Raw genomic sequence first — 22171 nt, forward strand, 5'->3', positions numbered from 1 at the left:
AATCATTACTAGTCTAATTTGTAACTAACTGCGGATAAGTGTGCCGGAAATCTTCCATCGCCCCAATCAAGTTCGCATCATTATGATACTGACACGTCCGAATGGTGGGCATAAACGGCGCAATATCGACTTGCTTGCGTATTTTTTGTAAGGCTTTTTCAATATTCGGTACAAGAAAGGCGGCTTGTGACACCCCACCACCTAAAATAATGGCTTCTGGATCAAAACTATACTGCAAGTTATAGATAGCTTGTGCGAGGTTATCGTAGAGCACCTGCGCCTCTTTTTGCGCGCGGATATCGCCTTGATGAGCTAATTCAAAAACTTCCCGTCCCGAGTAACGTGTGTGCGCTTTTTGATTATAACGGTCAGCCATGTGAACGGCGGTCCCAACTTCACTTAAAATTCGCCCATCATTCATCAGCATATAACCAAATTCACCACCGAATAAATGACGCCCATGTTGCACTTGGCCATTCATAATCACTGAACCACCAATCCCCGTGCCAATTACCATGAACAACACATTTTTTAACCCTTGGGCCGCTCCCCTACCGACTTCAGCTAACGCCGCGCAATTAGCATCATTTTCCATCACAACGGGTAAGTCAAAACGCGTTTCAAGTTCGTCTTGAATTTCAAAATGATGGATATAAGGGAGGGCACTGGCGCCTTCAATAATGCCGGTCGCCTTGTTCACCGCCCCTGGTGTACTCATTGCAACCCCAACAACTTGGTCACTAGCCTTAAACGCTGCCACAATCTGCGTCAGCGCATCGTAATAGGCATACAACGATTTAGGCGTTGCAACCGCCCCTTGTTTAGTCAATTGTTGCGCCGCACCATCCCATAAACCATATTTAATCGTAGTGCCCCCAACATCAAGTAATGCTAAATTTTTCATTCGTCCATCCCCCAAGTGTTTCTCTTGTATATTTAGATAACCGCTTACATTTTAACACAAAATCCCGCTGGCACTTACGAACGTTGTTATTTATGAATAGCCGCTTTAAAAGTGTTTCATCGGCAGACTTTGGTTTTAGTGCCTTTCGTGGTACACTTAACGAATAAAGTGGGTGACCACGCATTTCACATCAAAGGAGCGTCAACAACATGTCAACTAACGTTTGTTTAATCACAATTGAATAATCATGTAGCCTTTTTTCGGCTATTTCTGTTGGCATTCGCTTTTTAAATTTAATTAACTGAGGGCTGTGACAAAAGAATATTTTTGCCATGGTCCTTTTTCAATTCAACCGGGTGCTAACCCATATTCTTATTAAACCGCGTACCACTAGGTATTCACTTTCGACCAACTCACCAACAAATTGATTCTGCGGCTACCGATGCTAATCCTCAGCAGGTAATCGCCTGGTGGGACAGTCACAAAAAGGAGAGCTCATGCAAGAAACTGATATGCAACCTAAAAAAGTTTTAATCACTGGTGTTAGTCAACGCCAAACTAATTTTGACTATACAATGCGCGAACTGGGCGAATTAGCCCGCGCCGACAACTTAGAAGTGGTTGGTGACGTTCGCCAAAACATCGACCAAGCCAATCACGCAACTTATTTTGGTAAAGGAAAGGTTCAAGAAATTAAAGAACGCGCCGTTGCTGAAGATGCAGACTTCATCTTAGTTAATGATGAACTTTCACCTTCACAAATTCGGAATTTAGAAAAAGAACTTGGGATGAGTATTCTGGATCGGACGCAATTGATTTTGGAAATCTTTGCCAGCCGCGCTAAAACAAAAGAAGCGCAACTCCAAGTAGCCATCGCCGAAGCGAAGTACCAATTACCACGTCTCCACCCTTCTGAAAACAAGTTGGATCAACAAGGTGGCGGGGGATCCACCAACCGTGGGGCAGGTGAAACCCAACTTGAATTGGATCGGCGACTCATCGAAAAACGGATTACAAAACTAAAAGGTGAACTCGCTAAAATCGATCAACAACAGCTTGTACAACGCCGCCAACGAACGAAAAATGCGATTCCGGTAGTCGCACTTGTTGGGTATACCAATGCGGGTAAATCAACGACCTTGAATCGCATTTTACAACGGTTAAACCCAGATACCCCTGAAAAACAAGTTTTTGAAAAGGACATGCTTTTTGCCACCTTAGACACGAGTGTCCGCGAAATTATCCTTCCCAACCAACAGAAATTCTTGTTGAGTGATACGGTTGGTTTCGTCACGAAACTGCCCCATCACTTAATTCAAGCCTTTAAATCAACCTTGGCTGAAGCGGCTAACGCTGATCTTTTAATCCACGTGGTGGATTACTCCGACCCTAACTACTTGGACATGATGCAAACCACACAAGAAACCCTTGAAGCACTTAATATTAAAGATATCCCAGTCATTGAAGCTTACAACAAAGCTGATCTGAAGCCGGATACCCGCTATCCTGAAGTGGACGGCAAACAAATCGTTTATTCAGCTCGTGACGAAGTAGCGATTGATGCGTTGATTGCTTTAATTAATAAGCAACTCTTCGAACAATATCCAACACACGACTTTCTAGTACCTTACACAGAAGGTCAAGCCGTTTCATATCTCAGTGATCGTGCCAATATTACTAAACAAAGCTATGAAGAAGATGGTACGTTGATTCGGGCCCAAATTAATCCCGACTTACTAGGTCCCGTTAAAAAGTTTGTTCAAAAATAGCCCTTGATGCCCCCAAAAAAGCCCATCGACACTTGAATGTCGATGGGCTTTTTTGATTTCTTATTGATACTTTCGGAAAACTTTATCTGCAGCTGCTTTTAAGCTTTGAATTTTTTTTGAATCAATATTCATTGTTAGTTGTGTAAACTCTTGCGCACAAACCGCTGCAATCTCTTGCAACCCAGCTAATGCTTTCCTACTCAGCATCACATAGCTTTGTGGAATCTCGCTATCCTGAACAAATAATAATAAACCTGCAGCTTTTAAATGGGCGACATCATTTTCTGTAACGCCGATTGAATGAAGCATTTTCAAATCTGCGTGTTGCTCGTCAGATAATTGCTTAATTTGTTGTAATTGAGCTGCTTCATCAAGATTAAAGCCAACTTCTTCGCAAATCGTATCTAACGTTTCAAAATATCGCATGCTAGCAATACTAGCGTGCAATGTATTAATTATTTCATCAACTGTTTTTTCTGGTTTTAAATAATAAATCGTCATTTTATTGTACCCACTATTTTTATTAGAATTAAAACACTTACTTGATGCCTTAATTCTATAACATTTGTGAGTGAATAAAATGCGTATATTTTAAAGAGTTTAAAAATTCAGCGGAAAATAAATTGAAAATTTTATGTTTATTATTCAAAAAAACTTAATTAACTCTACTGAATTACCTTTGTAACGCCATTTTCTGTAATTTTAAAGATGATTGGCGTTTTAATTGTGTCATAGCCAGTTGGTGCACTAACTTCAACTAAACGATAAGTTGCCGGCATTAATTTTTGAATAATCACGTGCCCGCGTTCGTCACTCTTCAAATTATCGATTAATACTTTTCCCGTTGATGATTGCACTTGATACTTAGCGCCCACCAACGGCTGGTTCGTATTCCCATCTACTTGATTAACAATGACAGACCCCGCCGCTTGGTGATTTTCGACCGTAATTGCTGTTACTTCATGGTTGCCTTGAACCTTAACGGTAATCGGCGTTGCAGTGGTCTGGTAAGCAGTAGCTGCCGTTGTTTGAATCAACTGATAATCACCAGCTGTTAAACCATCAACAACGACTTGCCCAGCGGCCCCAATGACAAGCTGTTGGCAAACCACTTTACCATCCGCAGTTTCTAATCTAAATGTTGCCCCGACTAACGGCGTTTGTTTCTTCTGATCAACGTTGTGAATCACTAACACCCCTGGTGCGACTTCTGGCGTCACTTTCTGATCAACGACTTTGACAGTTGTCGTATACCGATCAGAGATGGTGGCTTTAAACGTTTTAGCATTAACTTGGTACCCATTTGGGGCTTTGGTTTCCTGCACCGTATAATCGCCAACTGCAATATCGGTCAGTTTAATCTGCCCCTTAGCATTGGTTTGATAGTTACCGACCAATGCCCCTTGTTGGTTACGAACGTCAAAGGATGCCCCTGCCAATGGTTGGCCTGATTCGGCCGTTTTATTAATCGTTAATTGGCCAGTTTGAGCTGTGTTTTGAATCGTTATGTTGGTGATTGGCTGCGCCTTTTTTAAATGAACTTGATGTCCCTGAGCATCCAGACGATAGCCAATTGGCGCTTTGACTTCCGTCACTTCATAATCACCAGCTTTGAGGTTATTCACCTTTGCTAATCCTTTTGCATCCGATTCAGCTTGCACCACTTTCCCAGTCGCTACTGAAGCGACATCAAAAACGGCACCTGCTAATGGCTGTCCTTGGGTGTCTGTTTTTTGAATCTGCAATGTTTGTAATTCATCTGGTGTCGTTTCACTCACAATATTCAGATGGTTATGCCCATATTGTTCTACCGCCATCGTGTAAACTGTCGTATTCAATTGATAACCACTTGGAACCTTGACCATCTGAATATGATATTGCCCTGTCACAGCTTTGGGCAGAATTGCCAACCCATTCTTATCAGTCGTTAAATACCAAGTCGTTTGCCCTTGATCATCAGGTAGCTTGGTTGATAATTTAAAGGTCGCCCCAGCAATCCCATTACCATGCTGATCTAATGCATTAAGCGTCAGTGGGTTGGTGGGTGCTACGACTTCCCGTTGATCGTTAAAGGTCACGACTTGATTAATGCGCGCCTGATTGTTCACTTCAACCGTTTGTGGCGTTTGGTCCAAAACATACCCCGCTGGCGCCTTAGTTTCAGTTATCAAATAACGACCTGGTGTCAAATCCGCAAAAATCAGTTGTCCGTTTTCAGTCGTCTTCGTCTGTGTTTCGCTACCATCTGCTTTCGTAAGCTTAAACTGAGCCCCTGTTAACGGTTGTCCTTGCGCATTAAGCTTATGAACGGTCACCTGGCCCTTCGCGGCTGGCGGGTTCATTTGATTGGTAATCGCGAATTGATTAGCACTGATTCCCGTATTTTGGATTACCCCAGTGTGAACGGTTGAATCCATTACATAACCTGGCGCAGTTGCTACTTGTTGGTACGTAAAAGCCCCCGTTGGTAAATTCTGTAATTCAACTTGCCCGTTTGCATCCGTTTGATCAGTAAAGAACGTGCGCTGTCCTTGATCATTTGGATTTGTTGTCTGAATAATAAAAGAAGCCCCTTTAATTGGCGCACCGGTTACATCATTCGTTACCGCCAAACGAATGGCACTAACTTCACGATTAAACAGCCAATCAATTTGATTGGGGTGTTGATTGCTGACGGTGAACGTTTGTTGTGTCTGCGCCCCTTGATAACCCGCCGGTGTTGTTTTTTTCGTCACTTCATATTTTCCAATTGGGATACTAGACAAGCGCGCTTGCCCATCAGCGTCAACTGTTACATTTTGACTAAAAGGTTCTTCATCGGTATCAATTTGTTTGACTTGGAACTGAACGTTGCCAACAGCCTTCCCCAAATGATCTGCCGTTTTAATAACCAAATCATGATCCGCGTCAGTGCGGCTGATTTGGTGCACAAAGGTAACATTGGGAATTTGACCATTACGAACACTGATTGTTTGTTCCACCTGATTAAGTTGATAACCTGCTGGTACTTTTATTTCTTTGACCGTATACTGGCCTTCATCTAACCCTGTCAGAATCACCATCCCTGCTTCATTGGTTTGCACTGTTTGTTGCTGACGACCGTCTAATGCAGTCACTTGATAACTGACGTTGGGGATTTTTCGTCCCGATTCAGATATACTACGAATATAAAAAGTCCCCGCTTGTTGTCTCGCTGTCAGCGTTAATTGGGCAGTTTCGCCATGATTAACATTCACGAGCTGCTCACTTTGACCAGTCACTACGTAGTGGGGTAACATTTTTTCAACCGTTAGTTTGTATTGTCCAACCGCCAAATCAGACCACCGTGCAATCCCCTTTGCATCCGTTGTGGCCGTCATTTTCTGACTAGGCGTTTTAACAGATGCAATGGCAACTGTCACGCCTGCCAACTGCGCTTGCGTATCTGCATCAGTCACTTTAACTTCAATATTACCAACTGGTTGCTGATAATCAAATTGAATATCTTCATCAATACTCATGTTGCTGCCTAGTTGCTCAAATGGTAACGCCTCTGCTGCTGTGTACCCTGCTGGTGCCGTTTGCACCCCAATATTGTAATTTTGCGCGGGCAATCTCAACTTAGTCATCCCATTGGCATCTGTCGGTGAGAACTGATGGACAACCTTACTGTCTTTTTCAGTTGCGGTAAACACAACGTCCGGAATGGGGGTTCCGTCCACCGTTTTAGCATTGAGCGTGATTGTTCCTTCAGCGACTTCTGTATAGTAAATGATAATCTTGGACTGCTTCTCACTCACTTGAACTTTCATCCCAAGTGAATCACCGACTAACCGATAGCCAATCGGGTTTTCAACGGAACTAATAACGTACTCGCCAATATCAACATGGTTAACCTTCAATCCTGTCTGATTATCAATGATCGTATTAAAAAGGCCTTCATCATCTGAGGTCAATAAGTATGACTTTTGGGTGTCGGTCGTTGAGGTTAGATTAATTTTGGCATTTGGTATGGCTTTTGAATCATCACTACTGTCTGCACCTTTGATAATAATGTTCGGCGTTGGCGTCACCGCTCGCTTAGCAGTCACTGTGGCTAAAGCCATTGTATTTAAATTCCCTACGATTAAGCCAATCACTGTGGCTAACAATATCAATCGATAAAGAAAGTGCTTTGTAATTTGCATGGCTTACCACCCCATTCCTTATTAATAATTGAACGCTTTATTTACCGCACGGCAAATAAACTGCGGCCTGCTAATTCACCAAAAATAACACCGACTTGCGTTGTCGCCCCACTACCACCAGGCGCTGGGGTGCCTGAGTTATTTTGGAACGCGACAATATCTTTTTCGACTTGGGCATGATGCTTACAGTGTTTGTCTTTTGAATTGGGCGCCGTGGCTTTGTCATTATTATCTGATTGATGCGTTACTGCATGTTTAGCAATCGGATTACGCGCCGTTTCATCTGGTGGCCGATTAGTCTGATCCGTCGTAATCGCTGATGTTGGAATCTCTAGTTTCGGTGCGCCTTGTTCGCTTGGTAATAAATCAGTTGAAGGAACCTTCAGAATCGGTGTCTGGTCAGATCGAATACTGTTCCCACCCGTTTGATGATCCGTTGGTTGTTCCTGCTTCATTGGTTGTTCTTCGTTTATCGCTGGTTTTCCCGTATCAGTATTCGGTCCAGGATCCGGCTTTACGTCTGGGTCCGGTGTCACGGCCTTTTTCGGATAATTTTTAACCGTAATGTTAATTTCGCCGCCTGCGATTGGCTCGTCTGCTGCTTTTTTATCCATTGTAACGGTTACTGCTTCTACCCGTTGTACCTGTTGTACGAGAAAAGTTTGTGAAAAACGATAGACACTCAAACTGAGTACTGTTAGTGAAAGTAATGTCTTGCCCGTTTTCATAGTTTCTCCTTCTTAATGGAAACTACCAAATCTCCGAATTGTTGCCAATTTAAAACCGTCGGCGGGTTCTTCCAGATTAATTGCGCACAGGTCAATTCACCCGAATAAAAGTCCGATAAGTACAAGTCCGTCTTTTCATCAATGGTTGACTGGACTTCGATGTTCAAATTGTTAAAGTAGTTCACCATTTTTCGCATATACTGATTATATAGCTTTCCTTGCGAAAAATCTACGCAAACGTGCACTCGATCCTTTAATATCTCAAGTGGGATATTTTGGATACATGCAAACATATAGTCGTAATAAATACTAGCCTGTTTTCGCCACTCTAACTTACGCTTACTTTTATCGACAACCTTTTGAATAATGGCATGGAACAACGGATTCGATTCCGCAAAATAAGTCAGTTGATTTTCATCAATAAATGTTGTTGGTTCTGTATAAAACGTTAGTTGTTTGGTATGAATTTGATTCAAATCCTGTGTTAATTGTTGAATCGCGGTATGAAACTGTCTTTTTTGCCCCGCATCAGGCGCTAAGACAACATCGACTTGTTCGATAAAGCGTCGCGTTAATTGGGTGACTTGCGCTTGCAAATCACCAGCTAACCAACTGACTTCAAACTGAATAAACCCTTCTGAAAATAAGAAGGTGAGCAAGGCTTCAATTTCGAATTCGCCAGCGACATTTAATCGGTAAGCATTCGCCATCATTTGCGTTACGGATTGCCAAAGCTTGGCTTGTGCTTCTTTAAAACCAGCGGTTAATAAGTGTTCTGTCAAATAGTCTTTCCCACGCATCCGAATATATTGAATTTTAATGTAAATCTCTAATTTTTTATCCGTTGTTGGTAATCGCACAATTCCTAAATCAGCACTCAAATACTTCATAGCCTCATCGGCAACTGATTGAACCGTCTCAAACGGTTTTTCAATGCCATTAAAATAACTGTAATAAATTTCAAAAATAAACTGGCGAATCATAGTTTCCGAACCTACGAGTCGGTTCTTCTTAAATTTCAGATCGAATTGTTCAACAATCGCTGACATTTCTTTTTTAAGTTCATAGAATTTCGTCGTCCCGATAAAGAGGGCGTCGCAAAAGTCAGCCGTTTCATTTTTTTCCGGATGCAACAAACTAAATTCTAACATCTTAAAGAGGTTTGATTGCTTTAGGTAATCTAAACGAACCTTCCGGACAACCCCCTCGTCAATATTCTGACTTTCAAATACCCCGTCAGTATTAACCTTCAAATAACTTGTCGGGCTAATCACCGCTAAGTCAGCGTTAATGCCTTCAACATACTGCGTTATTTTAAATTTTGAAATCCCCAATAATTTCATGGCTCTTGGCACCGTTAAGTAATAATTACCGTTATCCGCTACTAATTCCAGTAGATAGTATTGGTAACGATAGTTGACATCTAAGAATTCGTTATGAATCTCCACCTATTTTCCCCCACTGACTACTTTGTTCGTTCTTGATACGCAATCTGGACCACTAATTGATAAGGGTCATTGCCTTCAACCACACCGTTACGCCCGGCCATCTTATTCGGCCCACCTGTAATCCAAGTATGGGCAACTGCAAGTTGGTAATCTTGAGCTAAGTCTTGGATGGGCGTTAAGCCCACCGTCGTAATCTGTGCTAACGGCTGTTTAGCAATGGCATTAATTCCCCCATAAAGCACCCATCGATCCGCTTCTTGCTTCATTTCATAAAACGGCAAGGCAACTTGATTGCCAATCGCATAAATTGGCCGCTGCAATTGTTGCGCCTGTACATATATATCATTATCACTTAAGCCTGCATAATTCAAGCTTAGGTAGCCAGATTCAATTAATTCGTTAATCAAGGCCGCTAAATGTTGCGTTTGTGCCGCATCCATCGTCAGTTGTGCGGGTAGGAGATTTTGTTCTTCAAATAAACCAGTTGCGGGTTGAATTTGTGAGATCACCTGTGTTTTAGCGGTGCCCCCATTTAATGGATGGGGCGCGTTTGGATCACCACCCAGTGCTTTTTCAACGTATGGTGAAATATCGACAACCGCATTTTTGCCCCGGTAGTAGAAATACAGATTCATAACTGCGAAATAGAATAACACCAAAAAGACGAGAAGGTTAATTACACCTCGTCCAATGGCTTGAGCTTTAAAGTAGGTCACACTCTTATATAGAAGATAAAAATCACCAATTAAGCAAATGACTGAAAAAAGGCGATTTTTAACGCGACCGTTAATGTTTAAGTATCCGAAATAATGGTTAATAATGTCTAAAAAAGTTAACACGATAAATGTCCCCCTTATTGCGCGTAAAACAAATCATTACTGCGTAGTCGTGGCACTGCTACTGCTTGAAACGACTTTGGTGCTACTACTTGTGCTAGCAGAATTACTACTTGCCGTGTTCGTGTTAGCTGACGTATCATTTTGTGATGTTGTTTGCTCATCGTCAGATGATTGTGCGTTGGCATCGGGATTCGTCTGATCCTGACTTGAAACAGCCTGAGAAGAAGACGTGACCGTTGATTCCGACGTTGATGAAAATTCCGATTCAGACTCGGATTGTGGTTCTGACGCGTCCACGCTACTAGTTGAGCCCATGGTTGAATTGCTACTTGAAACAGATGATGATTGCTCCGTTTTAGGACTTTCAACAGGTTTAACTGTATTTGCCACAACGTTGGTCGCACTCATTGCGATAATTAACGAAATAATGGCAGCTGGTGGAATAATGGGTGGTGTATGATATGCCATATTTTTAACGCTCCCTTTCTCTTATGCTTGGCAGTCTTCACAGAGGCCATAGAGTTCGAACTGATGACCTTCAATTTGACAATTTGGAATTTGTTGACTAAAAAAACCTAACGGGCACATCTTCAATTCAATCACTTTGCCACATTGGCGGCAAATAAAGTGATGATGATGCCGATGTTCAAAATCACATTGATATTTAACGTGGGCCTGTTCACCCTCTGTTTGTTGTTCCACTAAGCCAAGTTGCTCGAAATCTTTAATGTTTCGATAAATCGTATTATGACTCATCCCGGGAAAAATAGCGCGCATATGCTCGTCAATTTGAGTCACGGGAATGTAGCGATTTTCATATCCCGATAAATACTGTAGCATCTCTCGGCGTTGTTTGGTAATTTTGTACCCATTTGCGCGTAACACGGCGATGGCAGTGGTTATTTCGCTCATTTTAGACATCCGCTCCTCTCGATTAATCGATATGTCATTCTAGCATATGCTTTCTAGGTTGTCAGGCGCTTGCGCTTGTTAGTCCCCATCTCAAATTAGTTGTTCTCCGACACTATTTATCATTATACCCTTAATCTCGTAATCATTAGCGAAGTCTCACTAAATTTCACCGAATTTTAATGAATTCGAATACAAAATAGTTGCATTATCGAATGCTGCGCGTTATGATATAGGTCAGATGATTTTTAAGAAATCGTCTTCATTAGCCCTCTATCAGTATTTATAGTCATTTGAAGGGAGATTTTACGATGGAATTTACTAATCAAACTAATAATTGGTATCACGTTTCACTTGATACGCAAACTCAAAAATTTATCGCAACTGCAACGAACAATGAAAAAATCAGCGCAAGTGGGATTACAATTGAACAAGCCGTACAAAAACTCAGTTACAAAGTGAAACAAACCAATTCGGTTAACCAACACTTATTCGCATAAGGGTTAACCATACGTTAAAAGGAAGCCTATCGAACTAGTTCGATAGGCTTCCTTTTTATTTTTAATAATCAATTTTTTAAAGTTGCGATTAAGGTCGCTAAGGCCTGTTTGGTTGTTTCCCAATCATCATTGACCACCACAGTTGCCCGTTGATTTAAATGGCTAGGCAACATCAAATCCCGCTTAAATTCAGCACTTTGAATCCGTTTTTGAATTGCTTCAGGACTATCCTGCCGCTTTTTAAGGCGTGTAATCAACGCATCCGTTTTAGAAACCGTTAAAAACAACACCGAAACCTCTTGGGGAAATGTCTCTAAATAAGTCTGCGCCCCTTTTGTATCGACTACTAGGCTGATAAGGGGGGCTTTTTGCCACGCTAAAGCTAACGCTTCATGTGAAGAACCATACTGGTAACCAGAATAAGTCACCGATTCAACAAGGTGCTTTTGCGCTAATGTATCCGGCGTTTCAAAGTAATAATCTATGCCATCGACTTCGTTACGCCGTCTAGGGCGCGTCGTATGCGTTACTACTTGTGGGATTTGAAAAGCCTCTTTTAAATAATGGCTCACCGTTGTTTTCCCGCTACCGGTGGCGCCCGTAATCACTAATAGTTGTTTTGACAACATTGATCCACACTCTTCTATTGCGAATTTAAATAATAAAAAAGTTTGGCAACTTAATTTAAACAGATACCAAACTTCATTATTCTTTTATTTAATCTTATAAACGACGGCCAAAGTCAGGTTTGTAATATTGCATTGACATGGTTGTTACATTTTGACCTTCTGTTGGTGCGTGTACGTATGAGCCACCGCCGATGTAAATCCCAACGTGATGTGCTGAACCAACGCCACCCCAGAAAACAAGGTCACCAGGTTGTAATTCGGATAACGATACTTTTGTTCCGACTGTACTTTGAGCTTGCGACGTCCGTGGTAAGCTAATGCCAGCCATCTTAGCAGCGTACCAAACTAAACCAGAACAATCAAAACCACCAGGTTGTGCGCCACCATAAACATATGGTGTCCCGATGAATTGTAAAGCGTTCCCGACTAATGAACCAGTGTTAGCCCCAGAAGGCGCAACTGTTGTGTTTTTTGTTGGGGTTGGTGCTGGTGTCTCGCTTGAACTTGCTTTAGGCGCAACCGTTGGAGTGATTGTTGCTTTTTCAGTTTTCTTTGCCGTTACTTTTTTAGCAGCTTCAACAGCAGCCGCTGTCTGGGCATCTAACTGGCTTTGTAAATTAGCAAGCTGTGTCTGATGCCCGTCCACTTCTTGTTGAAAACTTGCTTGTTCCTTTTCTGCATCTGCTTTAAGGGTTGTTAATTGCGCTTGATTTTTTTCTAATTGTGCTTTTGTGTTGACTAAGTTTGCTTTTTTAGTCACTTGTTCTTGTTTTAAAGCTGCTAATTTGTTTTCTGAGTGTGCTACAGCATCCATTGCTTCTTTGTTGGCTTGGTTTAACTTACCCACAACCGAAGCCCGGCTTACCATATCTGAGAAACTATCACTATTGACGATGAAGTCAACGTAAACATTACCGGAAACACTATCGCCAGCGCGTTTTTGAAGGGCAACCACTTGTTCTTTTAAAACGGCTTTTCTTGATTGTACTTCAGCTTGAACTTTGTCGATTTTTTGAGCAACTTCAGTAATTTCTTTGTCCGTTGATGCAATGTTCTTTTGGGCTTCATCAATTGCGACCGTCTTATTTGACACTTGGCTATCGATTGAAGCAACCTTATCTTGCGCAGCACTTAACTTAGCTAATAAAGCTGTGTTTTCAGCACTAAGGTTGGTCATTGATGCTTTTGTATCAGCAACCTCATCGGCACTGACCGCCCCAACACTGATGGCCAATGTTGACCCAATTGTTAAACATGCTAGTGCACTGAACATTAATCGACTGACTTTTTTCACTGAATGATTCCCCTTTGTCATTTTTAATGATCCTTAACTTATGTACGGTTTTCCAACCAAGGACAAGTGTAACATCTAACTATTACAAAAAGATTACAGCTTAGTTACCGTATTAAGTCTAATCGAGGATTCACGCTACTTGTTAGCGGTCAAATTGGCTTGCAGTTTGACCCATTGCGCGTGGCTTAGCAAAACGGCCGTTTCAGTCCCACTTGCATCGACGATTTCATAGACAAGTGGTTTGACATTGACCTCTTTAATGATTTGATTCAACATCTTTTTAGCGTATAACGTCTGAATTTTTTTACGTAACATTTTTTACACTCCTCGAGCGTGATTAATTGTGTTCTTTACACAATCAGCTTAGAATAAAGGCATCCTTTATTATGAAATGAGGTTTATGCAAATGCAAATCACAAGACATGGCCACCCCCTCGATACAATCGGCACGCCGCCAACCGTCGGTACGCAATTACCCGCTTTTGAACTTAAAAATGCTGCTGGCAAAACAGTCACTTCGGCACAATTACTCGGGAAACGAACTTTAATCAGCGTCGTACCAGACATTGACACCCGCGTTTGCAGCATTCAAACAAAGCATTTTAACCAAGCCGTTGATCAATTCGAAGACGTCCATTTTTACACCATTTCAACAAACACTATCGAACAACAAAATAATTGGTGTGCTGCAGAAGGCGTTCAAAACATGCAACTTCTCTCTGATGAAGCCCTTAGTTTCGGGAAAGCAATGCAGCTCTATGTCCCAAGCAATCACACCCTTCAACGTTCGATTTTTATTTTGGAAGCAGATGGCACAATTAGCTACGCCGAATTAATTATCGAACAAACAGATGAGCCGGATTATGCAGCCGCATTAAATTTCTTAAAAGCAGCCCAATAGCAACTTCAACAAGCGATGGTTAGAACTGACTCAGTTTAACCATCTTTTTTTGCACTCGTTATGTATAATTATTCACAATCCCTTGCTGAACAATGAGCAATCTTGCCGCCCCTTGTTAAATGGCGTATTATACTCCTATTAACATCGCACATTAAACTTGATAAGGAGTCCCTATGACCGAGCTATCCAACGAGCTTTTCCAAACCTTCAATAAGGTAATTCACCTTTATCGCCGTTATTATGGCATGCAATTTTCATCTAATCATCGCTCAGTCACTCAAATTCGCATTCTAAAACGGCTTAACATCGAAAACGGGCAAATGCAAGGCGCCCTTGCGGAAAGTCTCGACATACGACCTTCATCGTTAACTGAGTGCTTGCAAAAATTAGAGTCTAAACACTATATTAATCGGCGTCCTGATCATCATGACCGCCGAATTACGCACGTTTTTATTACAGCAAGGGGCCAATCGGTTTTAAAAGAAGCGCTTGATGGGCGTAATGAATTTACTGAAACCCTATTCGGTAGCTTAACCTCTGAAGAACAACAAGCGCTCAACGAGCTCCTAAATAAATTAGAAGATACGTTAGCCGATACCCAACATTTTGACTTCATGGCTGAATTCACTAAACGCCTCGCTCAAACAAAACTATAATCACTGGAGGGACTACATTGCGCAAGATACTTGAATATGTTTTAGCTGGTGTAGTTGCCTACCTCATAAGCCGCTACTTTGTGTTTTCTATTGTCTTACCAACGCTCAATAATTATCCACGCTTAACCCGGGTTATGGCCCGTTTCCCGGCAACAACGCTTTTTCTGATTCTCTTTTTAACGCTCACGCTTTGGTTCGGCTGGCTGCAATGGGACCGCCGGCAACTATCGCCAATCTACGGCTATCTCGTCTACAGCGTTTACTTGCTCTTATTATTCATTGTCTTATTCACCAAAGCAAGCATCTATCATGCCGTCAGTTTGAATCCGTTTGATTTTATCCAAAAGAACCCCCGAATATTGCTCGAAGCCGTCCTGAATGTGGTTTACTTCATCCCATTAGGCGGTTTATACCATTTAAAAGCCTCCTTTGTTGAAATGAACGTCATTGCACTCTTAACAATCCTGGGCATTGAGATTCTCCAATTCGCCTTTTATTTAGGGACTTTTGCGCTCAGTGATATTCTCTTAAATTGGATTGGCTGTCTCATTGGGTTTGGCCTTTGGACACTCGCCCAAGGCCACTTTTCAATGCGAACAAAAAGCAGCTAGGCGTTAAGCCTAGCTGCTTTTTTAACGATTAAGGGTAATTAACTGCTTGTAAAGTTGATTTGTTAAAAGACCAATTGAGGGATTGGCTTTATATTGGTTCGATAATAAGATAATACCCGATTGCCCATCCTGACTCATCTGCAGACTTGATTCGAATCCCGATTCAACCCCGTGACTTGTAAAATAATCTTTATAATTATAAACGCCACCTGTATATTGACCGGTAGTCGATGAACGGAGCGTTTTTAATAACGATTTCTTAAAAACTTTCCCTTGAACAATCGCCTGTTCAACCCGAAAAAGACTACTTGTTGTGGCGTACATATTCCCAGTACCTAACTCACGCATATATACATAACTTGGCTCACTAACTGGTGCACCATAGCCACCTTGTTGATAACCGTACGCAATAGCTTGTTGGCCGGTCGTTTCATTTGGCATAAAATTAAACGATGTCAATTTAAGGGGTGTTATCAATTGTTTCCACACTAACTCTCGATAGCTTTTATGCGTGACCTGCTCTAAAATTCCTGCCAAAAGAAGGTAATTAACTGGTGAATAATTATGCTGACCAATGTCTTTAACAACCAAATGATCAAGCGCATATTGAATCCGCGCTTGGTCTGATAATTCTTTTTCCGGCGCAGATGATTCAATCAATCCAGAATGCATATCAACCATCATCTTCAGCGTAATTTGATTCGCCGCTTTTATTTGTGGGTAATACCGACTTAACGGTGTTGCTAAATCGATGTTGCCGGCTTGCACCTGTTTCATCAACAACGCAGCCGTTAATGACTTTTGAATCGACGCAATCTGATACGTCGTCTGTGGGGAATTAAGTTGCTTAGTCGCAAAGTTTGCGTAACCTCGGCCACCTTGAAATAACACGCGGTTCCGGCGCACAATTAAAATCGTTCCGCTAAAGCTGTTGTCATATAGCAATTGCTGTACAAATTGTTGTTCCTTTGAACTCAAATGGTTGATCGTTCGATCATCAAGCCCCGTTTCATGATTTTTGGCCTTTTGAATAGCCAATTCGAGTTTTGTTGCCTGTAATTGTTGCTGAAGTTGTTGCATTTTTTGTTGGGTTTGTTGTACTTGGGCAGTATACTTTTGCCGCTCATAGTAAATCGTACCACCAATGATTAACAATACGCTTGCCATCAGTAGCAACCCTCTTTTTAGTTTGTTGTTCATCCGCTTAATCCGTTAATCGTCCCTTCTCAATAACTACCATCTGAGCATCAAATCGATAAAATAGGGCTTCGCCGTTTTCAACTTCAACACCGTCAATATCTCGATCTGAAATTTGTTCCACGATCTTAATGAGGGCCCGCAAAGTAGAGCCGTGCGCCACAACCAACTGATTGTGACCCGCTAGTAATCCTGGAACTACCTGATCTTGCCAATAAGGTAATAGACGTTGCGTTGCTTGGGCAAGGCTTTCGCCGCGCGGTCGACTCTTCGGCGGTACTAGTCGATAGCGTCGAGCCTGTGAAAAAGCCGTCAATAAAGGCGGGACCGCCGTATAACTACGTCGCCATCGAGCCACTTGATGCGCGCCAAAAACAGCTCGCGTCTGGTCCTTATCTAACCCGCGCAATGCTCCGTAATGCCGTTCATTTAACCGCCAACTCTTGGTCATTGGAATAGCCAATTGGTCTATTTCATCCAGAATAATGTAACTTGTCAAAATTGCACGCTTCAATAACGAAGTATGCACATGACTAAACTGAATGCCAGTTGCTTGAATTTGTTGCCCAACATGCTGTGCTTGCCTACGCCCAGCAGCCGTTAATGGTACATCAGACCAACCGGTATAAGTATTCAATTGATTGGCTAAACTCTCACCGTGTCGTACAATTACTAAATTCGCCATCCGTTAAACTCACTTTTCCTGTCGTTTAAAATAATCTCTTTTAGTATACCACGAACCCTTTCCGCTATTTAAAAAAACATTTAAATAGTTAAGGAACTATACAGTTTTGTTGTCATCTACCAATTAATTGTAGTACAATGAATCTATTGAATTCTAAGGATGTGCGATATGTCAGCTAAAGCAAAAGAATTTTGGAAATCTACTATACAAATCATTTTATTAGCGGCCGTGATGGTCGGCATTGCGCAACTACTGCTCAAATTCGTCATTGCCAATGAACAAATTTTTGGGCCATCAATGCAACCAAACTTTACCCAGTATGACCGCGTCATTGCACTGCGCCATACAAAACTGAACCGGGGCGACGTGGTTATTGTCAAAGCTCCCGATTCACCAGGTGAATTTTACATCAAACGCATCGTTGGGTTACCGGGGGAAACTGTTCGCTTCAATAAGGATCAACTTTATATTAATAATAAAAAAGTCAGCGAACCTTATCTAAATGACTACAAAAAAGATCCAACGACCTTCCTAACCGGTTCGAATTACTTCACACTCAATCCCAAGAATAATCAACCGAACTTCGATTTAAAAGACGTGCTTGGTCGTTCGACGGTCCCTGCCCATCATTACTTTGTCATGGGGGATAATCGGACTGTTTCGAAGGATAGCCGTTATGAAGAAGTCGGCTTTGTCAGTGATGATTCTAAAGCCTTCAACGGGATTCAAGGAGTTGTTAAGCTCCGCTACTGGCCAGTAACGAAATTTAAAGTTTACTAGCATTAAAAAGGTCCGCCACGATTGTGGCGGACCTTTTTTGGGCATTTTTTTAAAGATAGACGCTAACCCCTAACAGAATGATTGCTAACAACCCAAGAATCACAATCAGTGGCCAAACAAATTTCAGCCACTTATCGAAGGTTACATGGACCATTGCTAAAGAGGCTAAGACTAACCCAGTTGGTGTGATGAACGACATAATCCCTTGCCCCCAGTTATAAGCACTAATTATAACGTCACGATTAACACCCACCACATCAGCCAATGGTGCCATAACTGGCATTGATAGTACCGCCAAACCGGAACTCGACGGAATGAAGAACCCTAGTAGGATGAAAACGAAGAACATGACCGTCGAGAAGATGACGCCACTCATATGTGAAACACCACTACTTAACCAGTACAATAGCGTATCACTAATTTGTGCCTGTTCCATAATAATTGTTACTCCGCGTGCTAAGGCAATTACAAGGGCGACCCCTAAAAGGTCGGAAGCCCCTGCAACGAATTCACTAACGAAATCTTTTTCCGACAAACCAGAAATAAATGCCAAAATTAACGTAATCGCTAAGAATAACGAGGAGATTTCAGTAAACAGCCAGCCCCATTCCTTAACGCCAAAGACCATGATGACAAAACCGGCTGCAAAAATTAGTAACATCAACTTCTTACGAAAATCAAACCGGGGAACTTCACTTGCACTGTCATTTCCCAGGAAATGGTCTTCCAATTCCGTTTTTTGACTATAAATAAGTGATTGGCTTGGATCGCGCTTCACCTTTTCAGCATACCGAATTGTATAGAAAATACAGATAAGTGTGCCTAAAATTAGCATCACAAGCCGTAGCCCTATGCCATCGGTAAAGTTAATGCCAGCCGTATTGGACGCAATCACGACGGAAAACGGGTTAACCGTCGAAGCCATTGTCCCAATTGAACTGCCTAGATAAATCGCCGCTATCGCCACTAGTGCATCGTAGCCAGCTGCCATAAAAATTGGCACTAGAATTGGATAAAACGCAATTGTTTCTTCAGCCAAACCAAAAGTGGTCCCACCTAAGGCAATCAAGCTCGTTACAATCACGATTAACCATGCTTCCTTACCTTTCAAGCGTTTTGATAAAGCTGCCATTCCGGCCGCGAACGCCCCCGTCTTGTTCACAACCCCGACAATGCCACCTAGAATTAAGACAAATGTAATAATATCGATGGTTTCAGACAACCCTTGAATCGGGGCATTTAGAAATTGCTTAATAGCACCAAAGAAGTTCGGTTTACGTTGATCGAGTTTTTGATATGTATTGGGAATTGCAACTGGTTTGTACACCGAGCCGTCTTTAAACTTCGCTAAATCCGTATTAACATGGTATTTCTTCAGCGTTGCTTGTGTCCCAGGTGCTGTCGATTCGTGCCCATCAGGTGCAATCACCGTAAAGTTTTCCTTTTCCGTGTTATATTGCAAACTCGCATATTTCCCGGCTGGCATAAAGTACGTTAAAATCATTACTGCCAACAAAACAAGTAGAATGACTGTGTAGGCACTCGGAAAGGTAAACCGTTTTTTGTGATTAGTCATTAAATCGCCTCCATAACGCTCCTCATCGCAGAAGAGGTATTTTATGAACTCAATTATATCACAAAGCATGCCTATGCTTTTTCTTAAAACACTCTTGCACGAATTATTTTCCGATCTTAAAGAATACCTGACGATAAAGACATTAAATATGATGCTATTACGGCGCTCAGAAAAAGAGCCGCGCCAATTAGCGCGGCTCTTTTTAATTTACAGACTACCACCACGTACCTCAGCTACGTTAGCCACGATTGTAAATGCCAACGGATCAACTTCATGAATCCGGTTAATAATATGTTGGTAGGCTTGATTTTCAACCACGAGCATCAACATCTGTTTATTATCGTTAGAATAGCCCCCGGTAACATCAAAAATTGTAACACCCACATCAGATTCTTCGATTAAATGGGCTTTAATTTCAGGTAACTGGTCATTACTCATGACATAAAGCACCTTTTTCCGGTTCAACCCAGTTTCAATATAATTCATCGTAATTAACGTCAGGATTGATGAACAAGTTGCCAACATAAACGTCTCGAAACCAGAGACGAATACATTCGCAAAACAGACTAGTAAATCAACCACAAGTAAACTCAATGCTGGTTTAATATTGAAATATTTTTTTAAAATTAATGGTGGTACTGTTGAACCGCCACTTGAGGCATCAATTCGATATAACAAGGCAATGCCGGTAGCGTAAACAACACTCCCGATAATAATTGCTAATAGTTTGTCTTCCACCACCATCATTTGGGGCGTTAAGGCTAAACAAACCGGTAGCATAAAACTACCAAAGAGAATTCTTAACGTCGTTTTCTTATCAAGTAAAAAGTAAGCAAGAATCAACATACCGATGTTAATCACAAACACCACGGTTGATATCTTCCACCCCATTAGTTCCTCTAATAAAATTCCCACACCGGTTGCCCCACCGGCTGCAACTTCATGGGGGGCAAAGAAGAGCTGAATCCCAATTGCGATAATTTCTAGAGCAATCAAAATCAATCCCATCTGGATAATCGTCTGCTTCAAATTGGATAAGCGCATCGCGTCCCTCATTTCTTTATTAATTATTACTATAAGTATATATGAATATTAAGGAAGATGCGAGCTTAACCACTTCATGCTCTTCCTAATGTTTAATAATTACTTTATCAACACCATATTCTTTATTTTATGATGGATAATCATGAAAAAAGTTTTGTAAATAGCATAAATACGCAATTTAGCTTATAATAGTATAGTTATAAATTTTTAAAAAGGATGGCGCGCAATGAACAATCAAACTCAACCACAAAATATCGCCAAAGGCATGTTTTGGGCGACAATGGCGTCCACACTCTGGGGCGTTTCAGGGACTATTTTGGAATTCATCTCGCAAGGACAAAAAATTCCGGCAACTTGGTTCCTATCCGTTAGGACGCTTAGCGCTGGTTTAATTTTATTACTTATCGGGGCAATCAAGTTCAAACAAGATATCTTTTCTATTTTTAAATCAAAACGATTAACAGCTTGGCTGATCGCTTACGCCCTTTTCGGGATCATGGGCAACCAATATACTTTCTTCATGAGTATCCAAACAGGCAATGCAGCAGCAGCGACGATTTTACAGTATCTAAGCCCTCTGTTCATCGTTATTGGGACCCTTGCGTTCTTACGTAAGTGGCCCAAACGAATTGATATTATCTCATTTGGAATTGCTTTAGTTGGTGTTTTTCTTTCTATTACAAAGGGCAATATCCACACTTTAACAATTCCTTTTAATTCATTAATCTGGGGAATCTTATCCGGTGTAACAGCTGCCTTCTATGTTGTACTACCAAGACCGATTGTTAATGAAAAATCACCAATTCTTGTTTTAGGGTGGGGCATGTTTATCAGTGGCTTACTCTTCAATATTCACCGGCCATTTTGGCAAGCACCACCACGTTTAAATATTTCCGGAATCATTGCAATTTTAGCCGTTATTTTAATTGGAACTGTATTCGCATATCTTTGCTTATTACACAGTTTAAACTTTGCACCATCAACCGTAATCAGTATCGTTGATGCCGTACAGCCAGTCATTACATTCGTTCTAAGTATTATCTTCTTCCACGCTCGCTTCAGTTGGGTAGAAATGAGTGGTGCAATTCTAGTTATCCTAGCAATCTACATCTTGCAACGTTATCAGCATGCCGATAATGATGTGTTAGCATAATAAAAAGCCGTTTAACATCCGTAAAAGAATGTTAAACGGCTTTTTAATTACAATACGCTAATTAGAATTAAGCCTTATCAAGCCTCTGGTTTAATTCTAATCACCGCTAGCAGAAAACCTTTGGTTAGCCACCTAAGGATGCTGAGTAGTGCTAAATATCCCATTAAATAACAGTCGCATATTGGCTAATCACTAAATTAAACACTAAGAATACCAAAAAAAGGTTGAACCTAGTGGCTCAACCTTTTTATATTTGCGCGGCAGCGTCCTATCCTCGCAGGTAGTTTCCCACCAACTACTATCGGCGCTAAGAAGCTTAACTTCTGTGTTCGACATGGGAACAGGTGTATCCTTCTTGCTATCGCCACCACACTATTTTGTG

General features: G+C 41.5%; 22 protein-coding genes and 1 rRNA gene. 7 read left to right on the forward strand and 16 right to left on the reverse strand.

What is annotated here, in order from left to right; all coding sequences use genetic code 11:
- Positions 1 to 13 precede the first annotated feature (13 nt).
- Positions 14 to 904, reverse strand: a complete 891-nt coding sequence (locus J7Q78_RS04415) for an ROK family protein (protein ID WP_208422474.1) — start codon at positions 902 to 904, stop codon at positions 14 to 16.
- Positions 905 to 1401: 497 nt separating this feature from the next.
- Here J7Q78_RS04415 and hflX point away from each other — a divergent pair, with 497 nt between their 5' ends.
- Positions 1402 to 2673 carry a GTPase HflX gene (hflX, locus tag J7Q78_RS04420; protein ID WP_208422475.1) on the forward strand — a complete coding sequence of 424 codons (1272 nt, stop codon included), beginning with the start codon at positions 1402 to 1404 and terminating at the stop codon, positions 2671 to 2673.
- 60 nt (positions 2674 to 2733) lie between these two features.
- Here the strand turns inward: hflX and J7Q78_RS04425 are convergent, their stop codons facing one another.
- From J7Q78_RS04425 to J7Q78_RS04455, 7 genes are all read right to left on the reverse strand, one after another.
- On the reverse strand, positions 2734 to 3174 hold the full coding sequence (locus tag J7Q78_RS04425; protein WP_208422476.1) for a hypothetical protein: 441 nt from the start codon (positions 3172 to 3174) through the stop codon (positions 2734 to 2736).
- A 164-nt stretch (positions 3175 to 3338) separates the two neighbouring features.
- The gene (locus J7Q78_RS04430) at positions 3339 to 6839 is read right to left on the reverse strand and encodes an MSCRAMM family protein (RefSeq protein ID WP_208422477.1); all 3501 of its coding nucleotides are present in this window, start codon (positions 6837 to 6839) and stop codon (positions 3339 to 3341) included.
- A 41-nt stretch (positions 6840 to 6880) separates the two neighbouring features.
- Positions 6881 to 7567: a hypothetical protein gene (locus J7Q78_RS04435; RefSeq protein WP_208422478.1), complete on the reverse strand. Its 687-nt coding sequence runs from the start codon at positions 7565 to 7567 to the stop codon at positions 6881 to 6883.
- Positions 7564 to 9015: a helix-turn-helix domain-containing protein gene (locus J7Q78_RS10020; protein ID WP_235688050.1), complete on the reverse strand. Its 1452-nt coding sequence runs from the start codon at positions 9013 to 9015 to the stop codon at positions 7564 to 7566. The genes J7Q78_RS04435 and J7Q78_RS10020 overlap by 4 nt, the downstream gene beginning before the upstream one ends.
- Positions 9016 to 9032: 17 nt before the next feature.
- Entirely contained in the window at positions 9033 to 9854 is an 822-nt protein-coding gene (locus J7Q78_RS04445) for a DUF6681 family protein (protein ID WP_208422479.1), read from the reverse strand.
- A gap of 36 nt (positions 9855 to 9890) precedes the next feature.
- Positions 9891 to 10322, reverse strand: a complete 432-nt coding sequence (locus tag J7Q78_RS04450; RefSeq protein WP_208422480.1) for a cell surface protein — start codon at positions 10320 to 10322, stop codon at positions 9891 to 9893.
- Between the two features lie 21 nt (positions 10323 to 10343).
- Positions 10344 to 10766, reverse strand: coding sequence for a Fur family transcriptional regulator (locus tag J7Q78_RS04455; RefSeq protein ID WP_208422496.1), 423 nt, complete (start codon positions 10764 to 10766; stop codon positions 10344 to 10346).
- 308 nt (positions 10767 to 11074) lie between these two features.
- On the opposite strand from J7Q78_RS04455, the gene J7Q78_RS04460 reads away from it, so the two are divergent.
- Positions 11075 to 11263 carry a hypothetical protein gene (locus J7Q78_RS04460; RefSeq protein ID WP_076800005.1) on the forward strand — a complete coding sequence of 63 codons (189 nt, stop codon included), beginning with the start codon at positions 11075 to 11077 and terminating at the stop codon, positions 11261 to 11263.
- A 68-nt stretch (positions 11264 to 11331) separates the two neighbouring features.
- Here the strand turns inward: J7Q78_RS04460 and J7Q78_RS04465 are convergent, their stop codons facing one another.
- The 3 genes from J7Q78_RS04465 to J7Q78_RS04475 form a co-directional block, all read right to left on the reverse strand.
- Positions 11332 to 11892: a guanylate kinase gene (locus J7Q78_RS04465; RefSeq protein WP_173011565.1), complete on the reverse strand. Its 561-nt coding sequence runs from the start codon at positions 11890 to 11892 to the stop codon at positions 11332 to 11334.
- Positions 11893 to 11986: 94 nt separating this feature from the next.
- Positions 11987 to 13186 carry a C40 family peptidase gene (locus J7Q78_RS04470; RefSeq protein WP_208422481.1) on the reverse strand — a complete coding sequence of 400 codons (1200 nt, stop codon included), beginning with the start codon at positions 13184 to 13186 and terminating at the stop codon, positions 11987 to 11989.
- 135 nt (positions 13187 to 13321) lie between these two features.
- On the reverse strand, positions 13322 to 13501 hold the full coding sequence (locus J7Q78_RS04475) for a hypothetical protein (protein ID WP_154242712.1): 180 nt from the start codon (positions 13499 to 13501) through the stop codon (positions 13322 to 13324).
- Between the two features lie 91 nt (positions 13502 to 13592).
- On the opposite strand from J7Q78_RS04475, the gene J7Q78_RS04480 reads away from it, so the two are divergent.
- From J7Q78_RS04480 to J7Q78_RS04490, 3 genes are all read left to right on the forward strand, one after another.
- Positions 13593 to 14087 carry a thiol peroxidase gene (locus J7Q78_RS04480; RefSeq protein WP_154242711.1) on the forward strand — a complete coding sequence of 165 codons (495 nt, stop codon included), beginning with the start codon at positions 13593 to 13595 and terminating at the stop codon, positions 14085 to 14087.
- Positions 14088 to 14260: 173 nt separating this feature from the next.
- Positions 14261 to 14743 (forward strand): MarR family winged helix-turn-helix transcriptional regulator, encoded by a 483-nt coding sequence (locus tag J7Q78_RS04485; RefSeq protein WP_154242710.1) that lies wholly within the window; start codon positions 14261 to 14263, stop codon positions 14741 to 14743.
- A 17-nt stretch (positions 14744 to 14760) separates the two neighbouring features.
- A complete protein-coding gene (locus tag J7Q78_RS04490) occupies positions 14761 to 15354 on the forward strand; it encodes a VanZ family protein (protein ID WP_208422482.1) in 594 nt (197 codons plus the stop codon).
- 21 nt (positions 15355 to 15375) lie between these two features.
- Here the strand turns inward: J7Q78_RS04490 and J7Q78_RS04495 are convergent, their stop codons facing one another.
- Both J7Q78_RS04495 and J7Q78_RS04500 read right to left on the reverse strand, forming a co-directional pair.
- Complete coding sequence (locus J7Q78_RS04495) at positions 15376 to 16521, reverse strand: serine hydrolase domain-containing protein (RefSeq protein ID WP_235688051.1); 1146 nt, start codon at positions 16519 to 16521, stop codon at positions 15376 to 15378.
- 37 nt (positions 16522 to 16558) lie between these two features.
- Positions 16559 to 17236 (reverse strand): 2,3-bisphosphoglycerate-dependent phosphoglycerate mutase, encoded by a 678-nt coding sequence (locus J7Q78_RS04500; RefSeq protein ID WP_208422483.1) that lies wholly within the window; start codon positions 17234 to 17236, stop codon positions 16559 to 16561.
- Positions 17237 to 17404: 168 nt separating this feature from the next.
- Here J7Q78_RS04500 and lepB point away from each other — a divergent pair, with 168 nt between their 5' ends.
- Positions 17405 to 18016, forward strand: a complete 612-nt coding sequence (lepB, locus tag J7Q78_RS04505) for a signal peptidase I (protein WP_208422484.1) — start codon at positions 17405 to 17407, stop codon at positions 18014 to 18016.
- 49 nt (positions 18017 to 18065) lie between these two features.
- Here lepB and J7Q78_RS04510 read toward each other — a convergent pair whose 3' ends face one another.
- Together J7Q78_RS04510 and J7Q78_RS04515 are read right to left on the reverse strand one after the other, a co-directional pair.
- Complete coding sequence (locus J7Q78_RS04510; RefSeq protein WP_208422485.1) at positions 18066 to 19592, reverse strand: YfcC family protein; 1527 nt, start codon at positions 19590 to 19592, stop codon at positions 18066 to 18068.
- Between the two features lie 207 nt (positions 19593 to 19799).
- Positions 19800 to 20636: a YitT family protein gene (locus tag J7Q78_RS04515; RefSeq protein ID WP_208422486.1), complete on the reverse strand. Its 837-nt coding sequence runs from the start codon at positions 20634 to 20636 to the stop codon at positions 19800 to 19802.
- Between the two features lie 226 nt (positions 20637 to 20862).
- Between J7Q78_RS04515 and J7Q78_RS04520 the strand changes: the two genes are divergently transcribed.
- On the forward strand, positions 20863 to 21789 hold the full coding sequence (locus J7Q78_RS04520; protein ID WP_154242705.1) for a DMT family transporter: 927 nt from the start codon (positions 20863 to 20865) through the stop codon (positions 21787 to 21789).
- Between the two features lie 255 nt (positions 21790 to 22044).
- Here the strand turns inward: J7Q78_RS04520 and rrf are convergent.
- Positions 22045 to 22161 (reverse strand): 5S ribosomal RNA (rrf, locus tag J7Q78_RS04525).
- Positions 22162 to 22171 lie beyond the last annotated feature (10 nt).

It is taken from the genome of Latilactobacillus fragifolii (genome assembly GCF_905332535.1).
In the GTDB taxonomy this organism is placed as follows: Bacteria; Bacillota; Bacilli; order Lactobacillales; family Lactobacillaceae; genus Latilactobacillus; species Latilactobacillus fragifolii.